This window comes from Chitinophaga deserti (assembly GCF_003149455.1).
GTDB classification, from domain to species: domain Bacteria; phylum Bacteroidota; class Bacteroidia; order Chitinophagales; family Chitinophagaceae; genus Chitinophaga; species Chitinophaga deserti.
In genome coordinates this window covers 345,931-363,730 of the sequence record NZ_QFFK01000005.1, presented here as the reverse complement: position 1 = coordinate 363,730, position 17,800 = coordinate 345,931, and the positions used below count along the sequence as shown (strand labels likewise).

Below are 17,800 nucleotides of genomic sequence, written 5' to 3'. Positions count from 1 at the left end.
ATTGAATGGATCAAGTTAAAATGCAGCATTCAGGCTGAATACGAACTGCCTTGTAATAGGCAATGCCGCGGTGCCTACTCCATCCGTTTCCGGATCCTGACCGTTCAGTTGCTTACTGGCAATGGTGAATGCATTATTGACTGCCAGTCCTACCGACAGGTTTTTAACCCTTACTGCCTTCAGCGAAGCTGACGGGATGCGATAATTCATGGAGATATTGTTGCACCGGAGGTAATCATTCCTTACGACCCACTCGTCTGAAAGCCCATACATCATGAGCGGCTCGAACTGATAAGTAACAGATCTGCCGGTTGTTGCAACGGGGCCGAGGTATGGTACTTCGATATACCTTAACTTAGTGCCCATGTTATCATAACCAATTAAGCCCGGAATATCGGTATGGGCTTCATCCCCGGGCTTACGCCAGCGCTGCAGGTAATCACGGCTTATATTCGTAAAGGGAGACGGCACCCCTTGTCCTACAGTGGTCCGTTCGAATGGAGCATTCAATCTTTTACTACTGCCCAGGCTCAGGAAAAACATCCCTGTCAGCGAAAATGATTTGTATGTAAGTGTAGGAGAAACGGACATGCTTATTTTAGGATCCAGCTGTCCGGAATAGACCAGGAACTTTTCGGGGTCACCGGTTTTCGGATGCAGGTCCATATTCGCGAAAGTTGGTACCCCGGTAGCATCCAATCCTGTGTAGATATAGGAATAGAACCCGGAGATAGGCCGACCGGGGATGTGCCCGCTTCCATTGAAGAAGCCGGCGTAATTTTCACTTTCATTCTCCTTATCCTTCCGGTTGGTATTCCTCGACGAAACGAAGGTCATGGTAAAAGTGGTGTTCTTATTCCTGATCAAGTCAACGGCTGCCATGACGTCGAGGCCTTTGTTATATAACCGGCTCCCGTTTTTATACATGATGGCCTGTCCATATTCGTATGCGATCTGCACCCTGTCCAGCACATCGATGGATCTTTTCGTATAATAATCAACATTCACTCTTACCCTGTTATTCAGCAAGGCTACGTCGGCGCCGATATTCCACTGGCGCGTCTTCTCCCAACGCAGGTCCGGATAAGGCAAAGATTTGATTCGCAGCAATGGCACCGCTATGGCAGTAGCAGCAGTACCTGTGTTCCCGTATGTGGCGATCAGCCCCGGTCCTACAGCTTCCACCAGATTCCCCTGTGTACCGTAGGAAGTACGGATCTGTGCGTTACTCAATATTCCGGTTGTCGGGAACCATTCTTCCGATGCAATATTCCACCGTCCGGAAATACTGTAGTTAGGCCTGAACCGGGAATTGGAATACTGCCCGAAACGGTTCGAACCATCTGTTCTGACCGTGCCGCTCAGGATATATTTGTTGCGAAGGTTATAAGCTGCCGTACCATACCAGGATACCATGTTATTCACTTTATCGGTAATCTCCTGGCGGCTAAAAGTGCTCTGGGATATAGGCGCCGCGTAAAAAGATCTTCCCCGGTCCGGGAAATATCCCGGCTGCGTGGAGCTATACCCTTCCGTTCTCTCACTACGGATCTCGCTACCCAACGAAACATTGAACTGATCCCTGTCTCCGAACAGCGATCTGGTATATTCCAGGCTGTTTCGCATTCCCAGCGACATAGCCGATGATTTATTGATATAAGCCAGTCCGCCTGTTGGCAGTATCGAGAAATTTTTTGCAGCCTCGGTAGGAATTTCGCCCATGGCCCATCCCCTTAGTTTGGTGACATAACTGGACCGCTCATCTGCAGAGGAAAAGCCGTCTGCATTATCCAGTATGATATTAGATTGGTTCCTGAAATAAAATCCGTTGGCGATCTTATAATCCAGCGCCAGGTTCATACTGGTAGACCGTACTGTGCTCTCATTCGTTGTATGTGCTATTTCGTGTCCTGTATTATAGAGGAACGTACTTTTTTCAACCGGCAGGTATGGGTTAACACTCGGCGTACCCGATATCGTTGTACGCCCGGTAGCGATTGGATAAAATACGTCCGGATCAAGCGTTCTGCTGGTGGTAAGCGCATAACTCAGCGGGCTTACTCCATCGAAATAACCAGTAGCGCTGGTCATGGAGCTATTCATGGTAATGTCCAGCTTTATGCGTTTGGTGGGTTCGGAATGAATGTTGAGGCTGGCGTTATAGCGTTTGTTGCCGTCCAGTTTAGCGGCACCGTTATTAGCTGCGAAGCCCAGCGATGCATAGTAGGTGGTTTTGCCTGTACCGCCACTGATGCTCAGGTTATGCTGCGTGCTCACCTGGTTCCGGAACAGGACTTTAAACCAGTCGGTATTACGGGTTTCGATCACAGCTACGCGGCGGTTGAATTCCTCCTCCGTAATTTCCCGGCTATACAATGCATAACGCAGTCCTTCGTAGGACAGCTTCTCCTCAAAACCGGCGTTGAACCGGGAGTACACGGTTTCATCAGCTTCCAGTTGCCGCGAAAGCTCTACGCGCTCTTTCGAGTTCATCAGTTTCATGCGGTTATAATTGGGGATAGCCTGAAAACTTATGTTTGAATTATAGTTGACCTGCATCTGCCCTATCTTCCCCCGTTTGGTGGTAATAACGATTATACCGTTAGCCGCCCGCGAGCCATAAATGGCGGTAGCGGCGGCATCACGCAGGAAAGTAAAGCTTTCGATATCAAAAGGGTTCACGCCACTGATGGCGTTTCCCATCAATTCGTAATTGGCGTTGGATTGTGCCGACACCAGGTTGTTCAGCACCGCTGAAGAAATATTCACGGGATCGGGACGGATCATTCCGTCTACCACGATCAGCGGGGCCGCGTTACCTATCAGGGTGGACGTGCCGCGGATGCGCATTTTTGCTTTAGCATTCACACCGCCCGAATTATTGATCACCGTTAAACCCGGCACCTTACCCTGCAGCATCCTGTCTATAGACGGCACGCCCGGCTGCAGCACTTCCGCAGCGCTCAGTTTCAGGTAAGAGCCTGTTGCTAAACGGGGATCGATCTTCTGGTAACCATTCACCACCACTTCCTGAATATCCCGGGCGATCGTATCCATTTTGATCAATACCAGCTCATTGTTGTTGACAGGCGAAGCTTTGAACGTGGCAGACTTCATCCCCATGAGGGAAAAATTCACCGTTTCTTTGTCTCTTGCCATGAGCATAAAAACGCCGTCGTTTCCTGTTACCGTCATTTCACGCGATTCTGACCCGCGGATGTTTACACCCGAAAGAGGAACGCCATAAGTATTGGTGACCCGGCCGCGGAATACTACAGACAACTCCGTGTCGGCCGGCTTGTTCACCACCTCCGGCCGCTTCTCATAGATTACGATTCCGCCCATCTCCTCCGTGAATTGCAGGCTGGTATTGCTGAGGAGCTGTTGCAGGAATTCGCGGAGGCTTACCTCCGTTACCTGGATTGTTACCGGCTGCTGGCGGCCTACCAGCTCGCTGTTATAAGAAAACCGCACCTTCGTCTGAATGCGGACTTCCTTCAGCACTTTACTCATGGATGCCTTATTGGCCTTGTAGGTGACTTTCCGGGACAGGATGCCCCCGCTTTGTCCGAAACTGTTCCCGGTGGCTAGCAGGAGGCCCAGCAGCAGGATGCATGAGAACCATGCGGCATGGCAAGGCCTGTCTTTCCGCAGAAAGATCAAATCCATACGCTTTATCATACGAATGCAGATTTTTTAATAGTAAATTCCGATAGTTGGTTGACGGTGTTTCCCCTTGTTATTGTTATTGATTACCGGCCGGATATCTTCCCCACCCGGACGGTCCTGTTTTGTACACTAAAGCTGATATTATCCATACTAATACGGATCAGGTTCAACGCCTCCTGCAGATGCCCGGGGCGGCGAAGGTCCAATGTAAAACGGAGCGATGATAATGAAGCATCGTCGAATTCAAAATGATAATCGTAACTGCGCTCTAAATAACGGCATATCTCCGCGAGCGTGGCGTCTTCGAAAAACAGGTCGCCGTCTTTCCAGGCGGTATACAACCGGGTATCTACTGCTTGTTTTTCCAGTTTGCCGGATTTGTAGACAGTTTGCTCGTCGGGTAAGATCATTTCCCTGCCTGCGCCGGCGGTTACCAGCAGGCGGCCGGTAGCCAGGGTAGTGGTAACGGTCTGGTCGAAAGTATTCACGTTAAAGGATGTGCCTAATACCTGCAGGCTGTTACCGCCCGCATGAACAACGAATGGATGCGCCGCATCGGCTTTCACTTCAAAAAAAGCCTCTCCTTCCACATGCACTTCGCGGTTGTCGCCGCTAAACACAGCAGGGAATCGGAGTTTCGTATCTGCATTCAGCCACACCCTGGAACCGTCAGACAACTGGATCCTGAACTGCAGCCCTCTCGGCACATATAATTCATCCATCTGCGAAGAAGCCGCCGTTGCATCACCTGCGGCGTACATTAGTGCCGCGGTATCGGCATGTACCTGTGCGAGGCTGCCATGCTGTATGGTTTGAGTATCCTGCCCCAGTTCCACCGTCCGGCCGTCACCCATTTTCAGTCTAATTTTGCCTTCTGGCGCCGCATTGGCCAGCTGCCCTCCCTGTTCCCCGGTTTGCGAACCGGGCAGCATCATCCATACGCCAATGCTTATGGCAAGGAGGACTACCGCTGCGGATGCGAATTTGAAAATCATTATCACGCGCACCCTCCGGCGGGCGGCTTCAAACTGCCTCCAGCGTTCATCCACGGGCACATTGCGCTGAGCCAGCTGCGCTTTCATGAACCTGACCGCCGCGAGTTCACGCAATTCCTCATCCGTGAGCCCGCCAGCAGGCGGCTCTCCGTTGTAGAGCTCTGTGAGCTTGTCCCAGTCAATATTCTGATCGTCTTTATTTTCAGGCATATAACAAGCTAATTAATGGGGCTATCAATCTGATCATCCATCCGCACTCTTTCCGCAAATATTGCAGCGCCAGTTTGATCTGTGTTTTTACGGTGTTGATGGAAATGCCCAGCTGACCGGCAATATCCTTGTACCGGAGGCCATCCTGGCTGCTCAGCAGGAATATTTTCCGCCGCTGTTCAGGTAACCTCGATACGGCGGCCCAAAGTGCATCGTGCCGCAAATCCTCTTCATCGTCTTCCGTTTCGGGGAAATATTCACTTAGCCGCTCAATCACTTTCATCTCGTCCAGTTTTACTTTACCAGACTTCTGAATATAGGTCAGCGAAGCATTCTTTACGGCTCTTACCGCATAACTTTTAAAGCCATAATTAATTGAAATGTCGTTACGTTTATTCCAGCAATACAAAAAGAAATCCTGCACGATGTCGCGCGCGGCGTCATTATCCTCCACGATGTAATATGCCACTGTACACAATAATAAATAGTGCTGCCTGAATTGTTCCTCGAACGAAACAATTTCACCTGATTTCGGTTGATGCATACCTTGCTTTGTACTGTTGTCCCCGGTTGTACAAAGTATAAAAATATCCGGATTTATTACATTCATCGGCGATTATGGCTATATGCGTGTGGCAGGATACTACCCGCCGGATTCTTCTACATACGATTTTTCCCATGTCGGCGCTGATGGCGGCCTTGTTATAAAACAGGCTGATATGGTTAAAAAAAGGGTGAAGGGCTGACTAATTATTTTAAAAAAATTTTATCGGGGCCTCCTGAAAACAAAAATCCCGGACACCTCGCAGTATCCGGGAATCTATGAAGTTTGGTGTAATGCTCAGGAAAACACCCTGGGGCGGCGTTGCTCCAGCAGTGCAAAGTCGGCCAGTACCATAGCGGTAACGGCTTCCAGCACTACAGGCACGCGCAGGGCAATGCAGAGGTCGTGACGGCCTTTTACGGAAAAGGTTTCCACTTCTCCGGTAGTGATATTGAGCGTTTGCTGCTCTTTGGGGGTGGATGATGTAGGCTTCACCGCGATGCGGAATACCAGCTGGTTCCCGTTCGTTATACCTCCTACTACACCGCCTGCATGGTTGGTAGCGGTTTTGCCTTCCATATCAATGATGGGATCGTTGTGTTCGAGGCCCTTCATCTTTGCAGCGGCAAATCCTGCTCCAAACTCAATACCTTTCACTGCAGGAATTGCGAATACCGCATGCGCCAGGTTCGACTCTATGGAATCAAAGAAAGGTTCTCCCCATCCGATGGGTAAACCATCTACCCTGCACTCTACGATACCGCCAACAGAATCCTTCGCTTTAATGGCTTCTTCCAGTCCCTGTTCAGGATCGGCGATGCCACCTACTTCGGTGATTTCTGCTTTAACGGAAATGCTGTTACCCAGTATCTTTTTGGCAATAACGCCCGCTGCCACCAGGTTAAGGGTAAGGCGGCCGCTGAAATGCCCGCCGCCACGGTAGTCTTCGAATCCGCCGAACTTCTTCGACGCTACAAAGTCTGCATGCCCCGGACGGGGAAATTCCCTCAGCTTGGCATAGTCTGCACTGCGGGTATTATTGTTTTCGAAAAGGATGGTTACCGGGGCGCCGGTAGTATGGTCGTTGAACACGCCTGACTTCAGGAACGGCAGGTCATCTTCCTTCCGTGGTGTAGTGCCCCGTGCGCCGCCTTTACGGCGCTCCAGGTCGGCCAGAAAGTCTTCCTGCCGCAGCGGAATACCAGCAGGAACGCCGTCGATATTGACGCCCACACTTTCCCCGTGCGACTCTCCGAATACATTCACCCTGAATAATCTGCCGAAACTGTTCATGTTGTTTAGTGTTTTACGGTTTCCCCTTCAATAGCCACCGTAGCACCGAGGAGCTGCAGATGGTCGTAGAATTCGGGGTAAGATTTGTTGATGGCTTCCGCATCTTCCACGATCACGGGGCCATCGGCTGTGAGGGCTGCAACGGCGCAGGCCATGGCAATACGGTGATCGTTGTGCGAGCTTACGCGCGCTCCTTTGATACCGGTGCCGCCATGTACATGCATGATATCGCCATCGAGGTCGATACGGATACCCATTTTACCAAATTCCTGCTGAAGGGTAAGGCCACGGTCGCTTTCCTTATGCGCCAGGCGGCTTACGCCTTTAATAACCGTGGTGCCTTTGCAGTTGGCTGCAAGTGCCACAAGCGGAGGGAAGAGGTCTGGACAGTCGGTAGCATCAATCTCAAAAGGTTTCAGTCCGCCTTTACCCACTATGATGGTGAACATACCGGGCAGAATGTCGGCGCCTGCTTTTTCAAGGGCTTCCATAATGGCCTTGTCTGACTGGGCAGACTGTGTATTGAGGTGATGTACTTCCGCCTTGCCGGCCACTGCTGCGGCCACGAGGAGGAAAGCAGCGCCACTCCAGTCACCTTCCACGGTGTATTCACAGGCGCGGTAAGTTTGAGCGCGTTCGAAATGGAATTTTTCGAAGTTCTCATTGCGCACCTTCACTCCGAAATGCTCCATCAGTTGCAGTGTGAGTGCAATGTATGGTTTGCTTTTCAGGTTATCCACCGTGATGGTTGCTTTCTCTGCCACGCTTCCGAAGGCCATGAGGAGGCCGGTGAGGAACTGGGAGGAAAGGGAACCGTCGATGGTAATGTCTTTTGCCTTGAGGGGGCCTTTGATATCGAGGGGGAGTTTACCACCATTGCTTTTTACCTGTACGCCCAGCTGGGGAAGTACGGCTTCAAAGAAATCCATGGGCCTTGTAACGAGGCTGCCATGGCCGCTGATGGTGATATTACGGTCGGCCAGTGCGGCAATGGGTGTAAACATCCGGATGCCGAGGCCTGATTCCCCGCAGTTGATCTCGTCGTAGAAAGGAGCCACTCCCTTGCTGGTGATGTGTATCTCTTCGTCTACGCGCTTTACCATGGCACCGAGGTTTTCGGCTACTTCCAATGCGGCGAGGCAGTCGTTGCTGAGGCCCGGGTTGCGGATAACCGTTTTCCCATTGGCCAGGAGCGCCGCCGCCACCGCGCGCTGCATGGCGCTCTTGGATGGATTGGCGGTCACGTTGCCGCTGATGGTGCCGGGTTGTATCGTTGCTATCATGGCTATATTTCTTGTAAGATCTGTTTCAGCTCATCGAGCAGGATCGGTTTGGTGATGGCCTCACCGATCCTGTTCAGGAGCACGAAATGAATGTGGTCTTTTTCACGCTTTTTGTCCAGCCGGAAGATGTTGAACACCGCTTCCTTGTCGGAATCCATGGTCACCGGCAGGCGGTAATCATTGATCAAACGGATGAGGCGGTTGGTTTGTTCGGGTGGCAGCTGGTTGTATTTTTCGGAGATCTTAGCGGCTGCTACCATCCCGATGGCCACTGCTTTACCGTGGGCGATGTTCTCAATTTTCTCTACGGCATGGCCAAGCGTATGCCCGAAGTTCAGCCAGCGGCGTACACCGCTCTCGAACTCGTCTTCCAGTACGAATTTTGTTTTGATTTCTACAGACCGCTGAACGAGGTACTGCAACACTTCCACATCCTGCGCCAGGGCTTTGTCCTTATTGGCTTCGAGGTAAGTGAACAGATCTTCGTCGTAGATACATGCGTATTTGATGATCTCCGCGAATCCGTTGCACCACTCCCCTTCAGGCATGGTAGAAGGCAGCGAATAGTCGAACAGGATAAAGGAAGGCTGATTGATGGTACCCAGCATGTTTTTATGCATGCCATGGCTCACACCGTTCTTCCCGCCGATAGAAGCATCTACCTGCGCGAGCAGCGTAGTGGGAACGAAAGCGAAGGGAATGCCGCGCATGTAAATGCTGGCGGCAAAACCGGTAACGTCTGTCAGCATACCGCCGCCAATGCCCACGAGCATTGTTTTACGGTCAGCCTCCAGTTCTATCAGCCCGTCGATGATCTGTTCCATCACCTCCATCGTCTTGTGATCTTCCCCGTCGGGCACCACCAGCTTCTTCCAGCCGGCGAAAAGATGCCCGTAATGTTGGTCCACATTTTCGTCTACCAGCAGCACAGTCCTTGATTTGTCGGCATAATCCCCAAGTTGGGCGAGGCTTCCGCCGAGGTAATAATTGCAGGATGACTGCTGGAAACGGTGAGTTTGTTGTATCATATTCGTACCGGAAAATATTGGCTTAGTCGTTCATCACTTTGTTCTGACGGTTGATGGATTCCAGGTGAACAGCGTCGAAGTATTTTCCAATGAAATCTTTGCTGAGGCCCAGTTTCTCACCAGCACGGATACCACGGTCGAGGATCTCGTTCCAGCGGTTGGTTTGCAGGATGGTGATGTTGTTATCTTTTTTGTACTGACCGATTTTTTCCGCGATTTTCATACGGTTACCCAGCAGCAGCAGGATCTCGTCGTCGATACCGTTGATCTGGTTACGCAGTTTTTCCAGTGCAGTATTGAAATCTTTATGGTCTGTACGCTCGTGTCTCCAGGTGATGTTGTCGAGCATTTCGCCGAATTTCTCGGGAGTGATCTGCTGTTTGGCATCGCTCCATGCGTTATCAGGATCCACGTGCGTTTCGAGCATGAGACCATCGTAATCCAGATCGATGGCTTCCTGGGCTACTGCCTGTAGGATGTCGCGGCGGCCGCTGATGTGGCTCGGGTCGCAGATCATTGGTAATTCAGGATGACGGCGTTTCAGTTCGATCGCCAGGTGCCACATGGGGGCATTGCGGTATTCAGTGTTACCGTAGCTGGAGAAGCCACGGTGAATGAGGCCTACTTTTTCGATACCCGCTTTCTGGATACGCTCCACCGCACCGATCCACAGTTCCAGGTCGGGGTTGATGGGGTTCTTGATGAGCACGGGTACTTTTACACCTTTCAGCGCGTCAGCGATTTCCTGAACGGAGAAAGGGTTTACGGTGGTGCGGGCGCCGATCCAGAGGATGTCTACACCAAAGTGCAACGCATCTTCCACTTGTTTGGCAGTAGCTACTTCCACGGTGATGGGCATGCCGGTGAGGTCACGCGCTTTCTGCAACCAGGGCAGGCCCTTGGTGCCAATTCCTTCAAAGGAGCCCGGACGGGTACGTGGCTTCCAGATACCGGCACGGAGTACATCTACCTTACCGGTTTTTGCCAGCGCAAGGGCGGTGGCCAATACTTGTTCTTCCGTTTCTGCAGAGCAGGGACCGGAGATGATCAGCGGCTTCTTGTCCGAAGCCGGATCGGCGAATTTTGTTTTTGCTAAGATCTGTTCCATTTTGTTATCGTGATGTGTTAGTTATTGAAAAGGGTGATTACTTCAGAATCTTTCTGATTTTATTGCTCTTCTGAATGAGCTTGTAGAAGGTATCGTAGTCTTCTGCCTGCAAGAGCTGCTTCATCTGCTCCAGCTGGCGGATATGCTCGTCCAGCACATCCAGCACATTGTTACGGTTGTGTTTGAAGATGGGTACCCACATATCCGGCGAGCTTTTCGCAAGGCGCACGGTAGATTCGAAACCACCGCTGGCCAGTTCAAAGATCCTGCCCTGCTCCTTCTCTTTCTTCAGTACCGTTAATGCCAGTGCAAAAGAAGTGATGTGGGAGATATGAGATACGTAGGCCGTATGCAGGTCATGCTCTTCACCGTTCATGTACACGATGCGCATGCTCAGCTTATCTACCATCGCTTCCACCATTTCCAGCGCATCTTCATCACTGTTCTTCACATCGCAAAGCACCATGGTTTTGCCGGAGAAGAGGTTTCTTACTGCTGCTTCGGGGCCGGAATACTCGGTGCCGGCCATCGGGTGGGCGGCAACAAAGCGACCTCTGTTGGGATGACCGGCAACGAGTTGCAGTAATTTATGTTTGGTAGAGCCTACGTCCATGATTACCTGTCCGGGCTTTGCTTTATCAAGGATGCTGACAATAGTTCCCAGCATGGCATCTACCGGGATGGCCATGATCACCAGCTCGGAACGCTCCATAGCGTCTTCGAGGGTGGAGCCTTCGTCGATAATGCCCAGTTCCTTCGCTTTTGCCAGGTTATCTGTGCTATGATCCACCCCGATGATCCAGTTGGCTACTCCCCGCTCTTTGAGGCTGAGGGCCAGCGAGCCGCCGATGAGGCCTACGCCTACTACCGCTGCTATCATACGTGGGCTTTTTTACGGTCTGTAATTTTTTCCTGTACCCGGCCGATGGCTTCGGCGAACACCTGTTCGTCGCGGCAGAGGCTCACACGGATGTAGCCCTTACCATTTTCTCCGAAAATACCGCCGGGGGTGATAAAGACATGTGCCTGCTGCAGTACTTCGTCGCTCACGGCAAACCCGTCTGCATACCCCGCAGGGATCTGCGCCCATACGAACATACCCACCTGGTTACGGTCGTAAGTGCAGCCGATAAGGTCCAGCAGTTCAAATACCTTGTTGCGGCGGCCGGCGTAAATGGCGTTCAGTCCGTCGTACCAGTCTTTCCCCAGCTCCAGTGCGGCCACAGCGGCCATCTGTACGGGCTGGAACATGCCGGAGTCCATATTGGATTTGAAGCGCAGCACATCGTTCAGGAATTCTGCTTTGCCGGCGAGCATACCCACACGCCATCCGGCCATATTACCGGATTTGCTGAGGCTGTTCAGTTCCAGGGCTACTTCTTTAGCGCCGGGCGTGGCCAGTAAGCTGGCGGGCCTGTCGTTCAGGATGAAGCTGTACGGATTATCGTGACAAAGCAGGATGTTATGTTCGGTGGCGAAGGCCACGAGTTTTTCGAAAGTATCTTCCTTAGCCTGGGATCCGGTAGGCATGTGGGGATAGTTCACCCACATCAGCTTTACCTTGGAAAGGTCGCGCTGTTCCAGTGCGGCAAAGTCGGGCTGCCAGTCGTTGGCCGCTTCGAGGGTGTAGGTCACGGGCGTAGCGCCGGAAAGCTGCACCGCGGAGCGGTAGGTAGGATATCCGGGGTCCGGGATGAGCGCTTCGTCGCCTTCCTGGAGGAACGTCATGCAGATGTGCATGATGCCTTCCTTGGAGCCGATAAGGGGCAGCACTTCGGTATCCGGGTTGAGGGTAACACCGTAGAAGCGGTTGTACCAGCCGGCCATGGCCTGCCGCAGTGCGGGGATGCCTTTATAACCCTGGTAAGCATGCGTATCAGGTTTGGCAGCATATGCTGTAAGTGCTGCGGTAACGGAGGGGTGCGGGGGAAGATCCGGACTGCCGATGCCGAGGTTAATCACACGGGCGCCGGCTTTATTCATGTCGTCGATCTCCCGGAGTTTCCGTGAAAAGTAGTATTCCTCGGTATGCTGCAATCGTTTGGCTACGGATGGTTGCATTGGTGTTAGATTATTGTTGGTATCAGGTATGCGTATTGCCTTTTTTGTAGATCCCCAGTACAGTCAGCTGCTCCGTGAGGGGCGCGATTTTCTCGAGCGCCTGGTGGAAGTGGTCGGGGGAATCAAATTCCATGTCGGCATGAAAATAATAATGCCACTCTTTCGCCGGTATGGGGAAGCTCTGGATCTTACTCAGGTTGATGCCTTCTTCCGCGATCATGGTGAGCACGCGGGCGAGGCTTCCCCGCTCATTGGAAGTCTGGAAATATACGGAAGATTTATTAGCATCAGCAGGCGTCTTCACGCCATTCCGGGAAATTGCCAGGAAGCGTGTGTAGTTGTTTTTAGCCGTATGGATGTTGCGGCCGATAATGTCCAGCCCGAAGATGTCGGCAGCAAGCTGTCCGGCGATGGCTGCGGTAGACTTCAGTTTCTTCTGGCTCACGTGTTTGGCGCTAAGTGCGGTGTCTTCCGTTTCCACCAGCTTGATGTGCGGGTATTGGGCGAGGAAGTCCATGCACTGCAGGAGTGCCATGGGGTGAGAGTGTACTTCGCGGATATCGTCGATCGTTTGCCCGGGGAGTACCATAAGGTTCTGATTGATCTGCAGGTACAGCTCACCGGTGATGTGCAGGCCGGAGTTTTTGAGCAGGGAGTAGTTAGGCAGGATGCTGCCGGCGATGGAGTTTTCGATGGCCATCATGCCGGCGTCCACTTCAGCTTCCCCGTTCTTCACTTTACGGACGAGTTCCGAGAAGGAGGCACAGGCCTCGATGGCGGTTTGTTTGCCGAAGTAGTTCTGGGCGGCTATCTGGTGGAAACACCCTTCAAATCCCTGGATCGCGATGCGCATATATGATGTTTAAAATTCTGTTGAGCAATAAAAAGGGCCCCGCTTGTGGCGGGACCCTTTCGTTCATTTGACCGGCGAACCGTTGTCACAAGAGAGTCCCGCTTTCTTTTGCGTAAAAGAAAAAGTAAAAATAGCAGGCATAAAATCGTTTCTGTGACATATCTGGCTTTTACCGGTTTGCATAATTTGTAAAAAGAAAAGGCCCCCTTTTGCAGGAGGCCCGTTATATTTTTTTATCTGTTTGGATCAGCAAAAAACGAACCTCCTAATTCTGGTACCAGAAAAAGTAAAAGCCGTAAAAGTATCCAAAAGTATGCTGTTGCATCAGATAATGTGTTTGCGTTGTTTGATGAAACAAAAGTAAGGAGGGATTTTATTTTCTCAAACAGGGGAGATGAAATATAAATTTCTTCTAACAAAGAGCCAATTTACTTAGACAGAATTCAAAAAACAGCAAATAATCTCATTCTCATAGATGGTAAAAGGGTGTTTTGTATGCTATAGCAAATAATTTATCCTGTTTATTGGCCGGCTCCTGTTGATGATAACGGATCAAGTTGAAAAGTTAAGTTACCCGTCATCCTGTTGCATGAATTTAAGTCGGAGAGATCCGTCCGTGGCATCTCAAAGCCCGAAGCCTGGGCACATTGCTTCTTTAAACCTTCTTTTGACATAGTGTTACCTGCCTCTAATATAAGTGTTATCAGGGGGGAGCTTCATCGATTTATGGGGAATGTGTAGGGATTAATTAGGGTATATATAGCCTATGTATAGCCCCTTATATCCCTATACATAGGCTAAATATAGGCTAAGTATAGGCTATATATAGGCTAAATATATATGGGCCCGGAAGGAAGTTACAGGCAGTTTACCCCGGGACTAGCCAAGGGTAAGCTTACGGTTGGGTATGCGGAAAACAGTCACGCGCTAAACCGGCCACCATTTTTGTGTATGATGTAGTTTTTTCTTTTCAACCGGAAATAGACAAATGGAAGAAAAGCTATACTGGAAGCAGTTCTTGAGAAGGCAGGTGTGTACTATAGGACAAATTTTGTGAGGGGGTGTAGTTCCAGGATGAATGACCCGTGTCTGGGCAGGTGGTTGGGGGAAATTGTATGCCTGAGTTCCCACTCCCCAGGAATTTGACTTGATCCGGAACAAGGGCTTTTCAAATGGTATTTAAGCACTCTTCAAGCACTTTGCAAGTGCTAAGGGTCTATTTTTGAGGCACTTAGAACAAAAAAAAGCCCCGGCATTACGCCGGGGCCGGATTGAATATCCTTTATGCTTGCCTAAAATTAGTGTTTAGCAGCAGAATCCAGTTTCGCAGCAGTTGAGTCCAGAACCTGAAGGGTAGAATCAGCAACTTGTTTCAGAGTGTCTACTGCGTTAGTAGCGTCCTGAACCAGGCTGTCAGCTTTAGTAGAATCATTTTCAGTTGCAGTACCAGCGTTGTTGCAAGCAGCTACGAACAGACCCAGTGCGAGAGCGAGGAAACCAATTTTTTTCATTTTGATACGTTTTAAGGTTTATTTGAAATGAGATTTAACCTTTATACCCGGATCAGAAGAAAGGTAACCCGCAAAATGAAAAAAAATTTATTTTGCCTACTTTGGGTTACTAAACCTGCCCAAACCGTATTAATCAGTGAATAATCTTTTGCACATAGAAAAGGATCAGGAATTACTGCACAGATTAGCGGCCAATGACGATAAAGCTTTAGAAACCATCTATTTAGAGCATTATCCCATGGTTGCGAGGATGATCATGCAGCACAATGGGTCGGCGGACGATGCCAAGGACATTTTCCAGGAGGCGATGATTGTATTATATGAAAAGGCAAAAGAGGGGAATTTTGTACTCTCTTCCCGGTTAAAGACCTTCCTCTATTCCGTTTGCCGGAGGATGTGGCTGAAAAAGCTCCAGAGCGGGCCTGCCAGCACTGCCCTCCCGGAAGATGTAGAGGAATCTGCCGATGCAGCCGATGCGCTGGAGGCACATCTCGAAAAAGATGCGCAGTTCCGGCAGATGGAAGCCGCCATGGGGAAGATCGGGGAACCCTGCAAAACCATCCTGGAGGAATATTACATCCACCGGAAAAGTATGCAGGACATTGCGGAACAGTTTGGCTACACCAATGCTGAAAACGCCAAGAACCAGAAGTACAAATGCCTGATGCGTCTGAAGAAACTATTTTTTACCAACATATAATAAAGCCAGCAGGAATACTGTGATGAACGATTTACATAAAATACAGGAAATAGAACGCTACCTGGACGGTGAAATGACCGCTCCGGAAAAGGAAGCGTTTGAATCCCTCCTGCGCCGGGACCCCGCCCTTCAGCGGGAAGTTTCCAGCCATGAGGCGTTCCTCTCCCAGCTGAGGGCACATGGCTCCCGGCAGGATTTCCGCTCCCGGATGAACGCCATCCACCCCAAAGCCATTACACCGGCCCAACCGGCCCCCACCCCCGTGGTGCCGCTTACCAGCCGCCGCCGTACCTGGTACTCTATAGCCGCAGCTGCTTCCATCGCCCTCATTACCTCCATGGCTACAATGGCGATCATGCAGCGCTCCGCTAAAAACTCCATCACCGATAAGTATGAAGACGTACGCCGTGTGCTGAACAACATCCAGCGCTCGCAGAACGCCATCATCCGCGATATCAACAGTAAAAATACCGGTCCGGCCAACCCCGGCACGTATGGCGGCACCTGCTTCGCCATCAGCCGCAACGGCTATATGGTCACCAATTACCATGTAATAGCCGGAGCCGACTCCATTTATCTTCAAAACAACAAAGGCGAGGCTTTCAAAGCCGTTAGCGTATTCGAAGACGTGTCCAGCGATCTGGCCGTTCTCCGGGTGGCCGACAGCAACTTCCGCTCCGCCCCGCTCCCCTATACGCTCAAAATGCAGCCTTCCCGCCTCGGCCAGGAAGTGTTCAGCATGGGCTACCCCCGCGACGAGATCGTTTTCGGGATGGGTTACATCAGCGCGCAAACCGGCTTCAATGGCGATACCCTGGCCTACCAGGTTTCCATCCCCGTTAAACCCGGCAACAGCGGCGCTCCGCTCCTCGATATGAACGGTGAGCTCATCGGCATCATCACCGGCCGCCAGTCTACCTCAGAAGGCATCGCCTTCGCGGTAAAATCCGGCCACCTGAAAAGATTGCTCGAAGAACTCCCGAAAGAAAAATTCAACCGCAAAGACCTCAAACAGAAAAATCAGCTCTCCGGCCTCCCCCGCGTGGAACAGGCACGTAAAGTAGAAGAATTCGTATATATGGTTAAAGTGTACAACTAAGCGATTGAAAAATGAAAAATAGAAAGACCGGCTGCACAGGGATTACCCCCGAAGCAGCCGGTCTTTCGCTTTAAGTGTAGAAATACGGGTTTTTACGGAGATACAGGTTTTTCATGCATTCTAACTTTGCCCCATTCTAAAAGTTATTATGCAATCATGAAAAGATTTTTGTTTTTACCCCTTCTACTCGCGGCAACCACACTTTTAATGCAATGCTCCCCAGACAAACCCGTAAATCCTGACCCGGTTCCCGGAAACGGCAATGGAAACGGCAACAGTGACGGAAAAGGCGCCCCTCAGGCCAAAGGCACTCCCGATGGTACCGTATTCCGTAAAAAGATCGGTGCTGCCGGCGGCACCATTGAATATCCCGGGGGCCGCCTCACCCTCATCCTCCCCGCTGGTGCAATAGAAAATGAAACGGAATTTATCATTCAGCCCATTACCAATACCACCCCCGGTGGCAAAGGGCTTGCTTACCGCCTCCAGCCAGAAGCACTGACTTTCAAAAAGCCCGCTACGCTGCAGATTAAGTATACGGAGGAAGACCTCAACGGCACCATACCTTCAGCACTGGGCATAGCCACCCAGAAAGCGGATGGTATCTGGTACGCCCAGGGCGCAGTACACAGGGAAGCCGAAAAAACCATTGAAGTGAAAACCACCCACTTCTCCGACTGGAGCTTCTTTGAAGCTATTTCACTGGAACCACACCTGTCTGTAGCTGATCTGGGCCAGCAGGTTACACTTGCTGTAAAATACGTGCTCCCGGGCAGCGACGACGATCTGCTCGTTCCCCTCACCAAAGAAGGCCAGGAAGCAGCCCTTGTAGATCCTAAAACTTTGCTGGACCCTAAGTTCGTTGGTGAATGGACGCTTCAGGGCAGCGGCACGCTGGCCGGAACAGGGAATACCGGCAAATACACCGCTCCCGCCAAGATACCGGCTGTGAATCCCGCACTGGCCATAGTCAACATCAAATCCAAAGGCAAAGCGGTGGGTATGGTCATGGCCCGCATATTCACTGCACCGGAAGGTATTTCCGTATCCATCGCAGGTGGTGATTATACCACCTATGGCAATGCCGGCGGGCATATCACTACCGGAGAAAGCTTTGTGATGGCGGATCAGAACGGAACAACCGCCAGTGTAAAATGGAATGGCAAAAGCACCGGGAAATTTGCCTGGAATGCTACCAACATCCTCTTCCTCCTCAACATCGGCACTTCTAAAACATACGCACAGGTTTACAACGCAGGCGGAGAGGCAGTACCCAGCCCCGGAGAGGTGGAAGTAATGGAAACCGGCAATGTGGGTGGCTGGATCATCGGCACATTCCAATTGCAGAAATCAGGATACTTTATATTCACTACCCCGCCCACTACCGGCACCACTACGGTCAAAGGTCTTTTTAAAGTGAAGCGGCTGAATTAAGCTTATGAAAAC

14 protein-coding genes are annotated in these 17,800 nt (G+C 51.1%); 3 read left to right on the top strand and 11 right to left on the bottom strand.

Annotated features, from left to right (window positions below; all coding sequences use genetic code 11):
* Positions 1 to 15 precede the first annotated feature (15 nt).
* From DEV76_RS13865 to DEV76_RS13815, 11 genes are all read right to left on the bottom strand, one after another.
* Complete coding sequence (locus tag DEV76_RS13865; protein WP_232826947.1) at positions 16 to 3,669, bottom strand: SusC/RagA family TonB-linked outer membrane protein; 3,654 nt, start codon at positions 3,667 to 3,669, stop codon at positions 16 to 18.
* A gap of 83 nt (positions 3,670 to 3,752) precedes the next feature.
* The gene (locus DEV76_RS13860; protein ID WP_109698510.1) at positions 3,753 to 4,874 is read right to left on the bottom strand and encodes a FecR family protein; all 1,122 of its coding nucleotides are present in this window, start codon (positions 4,872 to 4,874) and stop codon (positions 3,753 to 3,755) included.
* Complete coding sequence (locus DEV76_RS13855) at positions 4,867 to 5,418, bottom strand: RNA polymerase sigma-70 factor (RefSeq protein ID WP_157962886.1); 552 nt, start codon at positions 5,416 to 5,418, stop codon at positions 4,867 to 4,869. Before DEV76_RS13855 ends, DEV76_RS13860 begins: the two co-directional genes overlap by 8 nt.
* A gap of 297 nt (positions 5,419 to 5,715) precedes the next feature.
* Positions 5,716 to 6,711 (bottom strand): chorismate synthase, encoded by a 996-nt coding sequence (locus DEV76_RS13850; protein ID WP_109698508.1) that lies wholly within the window; start codon positions 6,709 to 6,711, stop codon positions 5,716 to 5,718.
* Between the two features lie 5 nt (positions 6,712 to 6,716).
* Positions 6,717 to 7,994 carry a 3-phosphoshikimate 1-carboxyvinyltransferase gene (aroA, locus tag DEV76_RS13845; RefSeq protein WP_109698507.1) on the bottom strand — a complete coding sequence of 426 codons (1,278 nt, stop codon included), beginning with the start codon at positions 7,992 to 7,994 and terminating at the stop codon, positions 6,717 to 6,719.
* Between the two features lie 2 nt (positions 7,995 to 7,996).
* Positions 7,997 to 9,022 (bottom strand): 3-dehydroquinate synthase, encoded by a 1,026-nt coding sequence (aroB, locus tag DEV76_RS13840; RefSeq protein WP_109698506.1) that lies wholly within the window; start codon positions 9,020 to 9,022, stop codon positions 7,997 to 7,999.
* Positions 9,023 to 9,044: 22 nt separating this feature from the next.
* A complete protein-coding gene (locus DEV76_RS13835; protein ID WP_109698505.1) occupies positions 9,045 to 10,130 on the bottom strand; it encodes a chorismate mutase in 1,086 nt (361 codons plus the stop codon).
* Positions 10,131 to 10,167: 37 nt separating this feature from the next.
* Complete coding sequence (locus DEV76_RS13830; RefSeq protein WP_109698504.1) at positions 10,168 to 11,010, bottom strand: prephenate dehydrogenase; 843 nt, start codon at positions 11,008 to 11,010, stop codon at positions 10,168 to 10,170.
* Complete coding sequence (locus tag DEV76_RS13825; RefSeq protein WP_109698503.1) at positions 11,007 to 12,191, bottom strand: pyridoxal phosphate-dependent aminotransferase; 1,185 nt, start codon at positions 12,189 to 12,191, stop codon at positions 11,007 to 11,009. Before DEV76_RS13825 ends, DEV76_RS13830 begins: the two co-directional genes overlap by 4 nt.
* A 22-nt stretch (positions 12,192 to 12,213) precedes the next feature.
* Positions 12,214 to 13,044 carry a prephenate dehydratase gene (locus DEV76_RS13820; RefSeq protein WP_109698502.1) on the bottom strand — a complete coding sequence of 277 codons (831 nt, stop codon included), beginning with the start codon at positions 13,042 to 13,044 and terminating at the stop codon, positions 12,214 to 12,216.
* Positions 13,045 to 14,342: 1,298 nt separating this feature from the next.
* Positions 14,343 to 14,555, bottom strand: coding sequence for a hypothetical protein (locus DEV76_RS13815; RefSeq protein WP_109698501.1), 213 nt, complete (start codon positions 14,553 to 14,555; stop codon positions 14,343 to 14,345).
* Between the two features lie 136 nt (positions 14,556 to 14,691).
* Between DEV76_RS13815 and DEV76_RS13810 the strand changes: the two genes are divergently transcribed.
* The 3 genes from DEV76_RS13810 (at position 14,692) to DEV76_RS13800 (ending at position 17,788) form a co-directional block, all read left to right on the top strand.
* Positions 14,692 to 15,255 carry an RNA polymerase sigma factor gene (locus DEV76_RS13810; protein WP_109698500.1) on the top strand — a complete coding sequence of 188 codons (564 nt, stop codon included), beginning with the start codon at positions 14,692 to 14,694 and terminating at the stop codon, positions 15,253 to 15,255.
* Between the two features lie 22 nt (positions 15,256 to 15,277).
* Positions 15,278 to 16,354, top strand: a complete 1,077-nt coding sequence (locus DEV76_RS13805; protein WP_109698499.1) for a trypsin-like peptidase domain-containing protein — start codon at positions 15,278 to 15,280, stop codon at positions 16,352 to 16,354.
* 207 nt (positions 16,355 to 16,561) lie between these two features.
* Positions 16,562 to 17,788, top strand: coding sequence for a hypothetical protein (locus DEV76_RS13800; protein ID WP_109698498.1), 1,227 nt, complete (start codon positions 16,562 to 16,564; stop codon positions 17,786 to 17,788).
* Positions 17,789 to 17,800 lie beyond the last annotated feature (12 nt).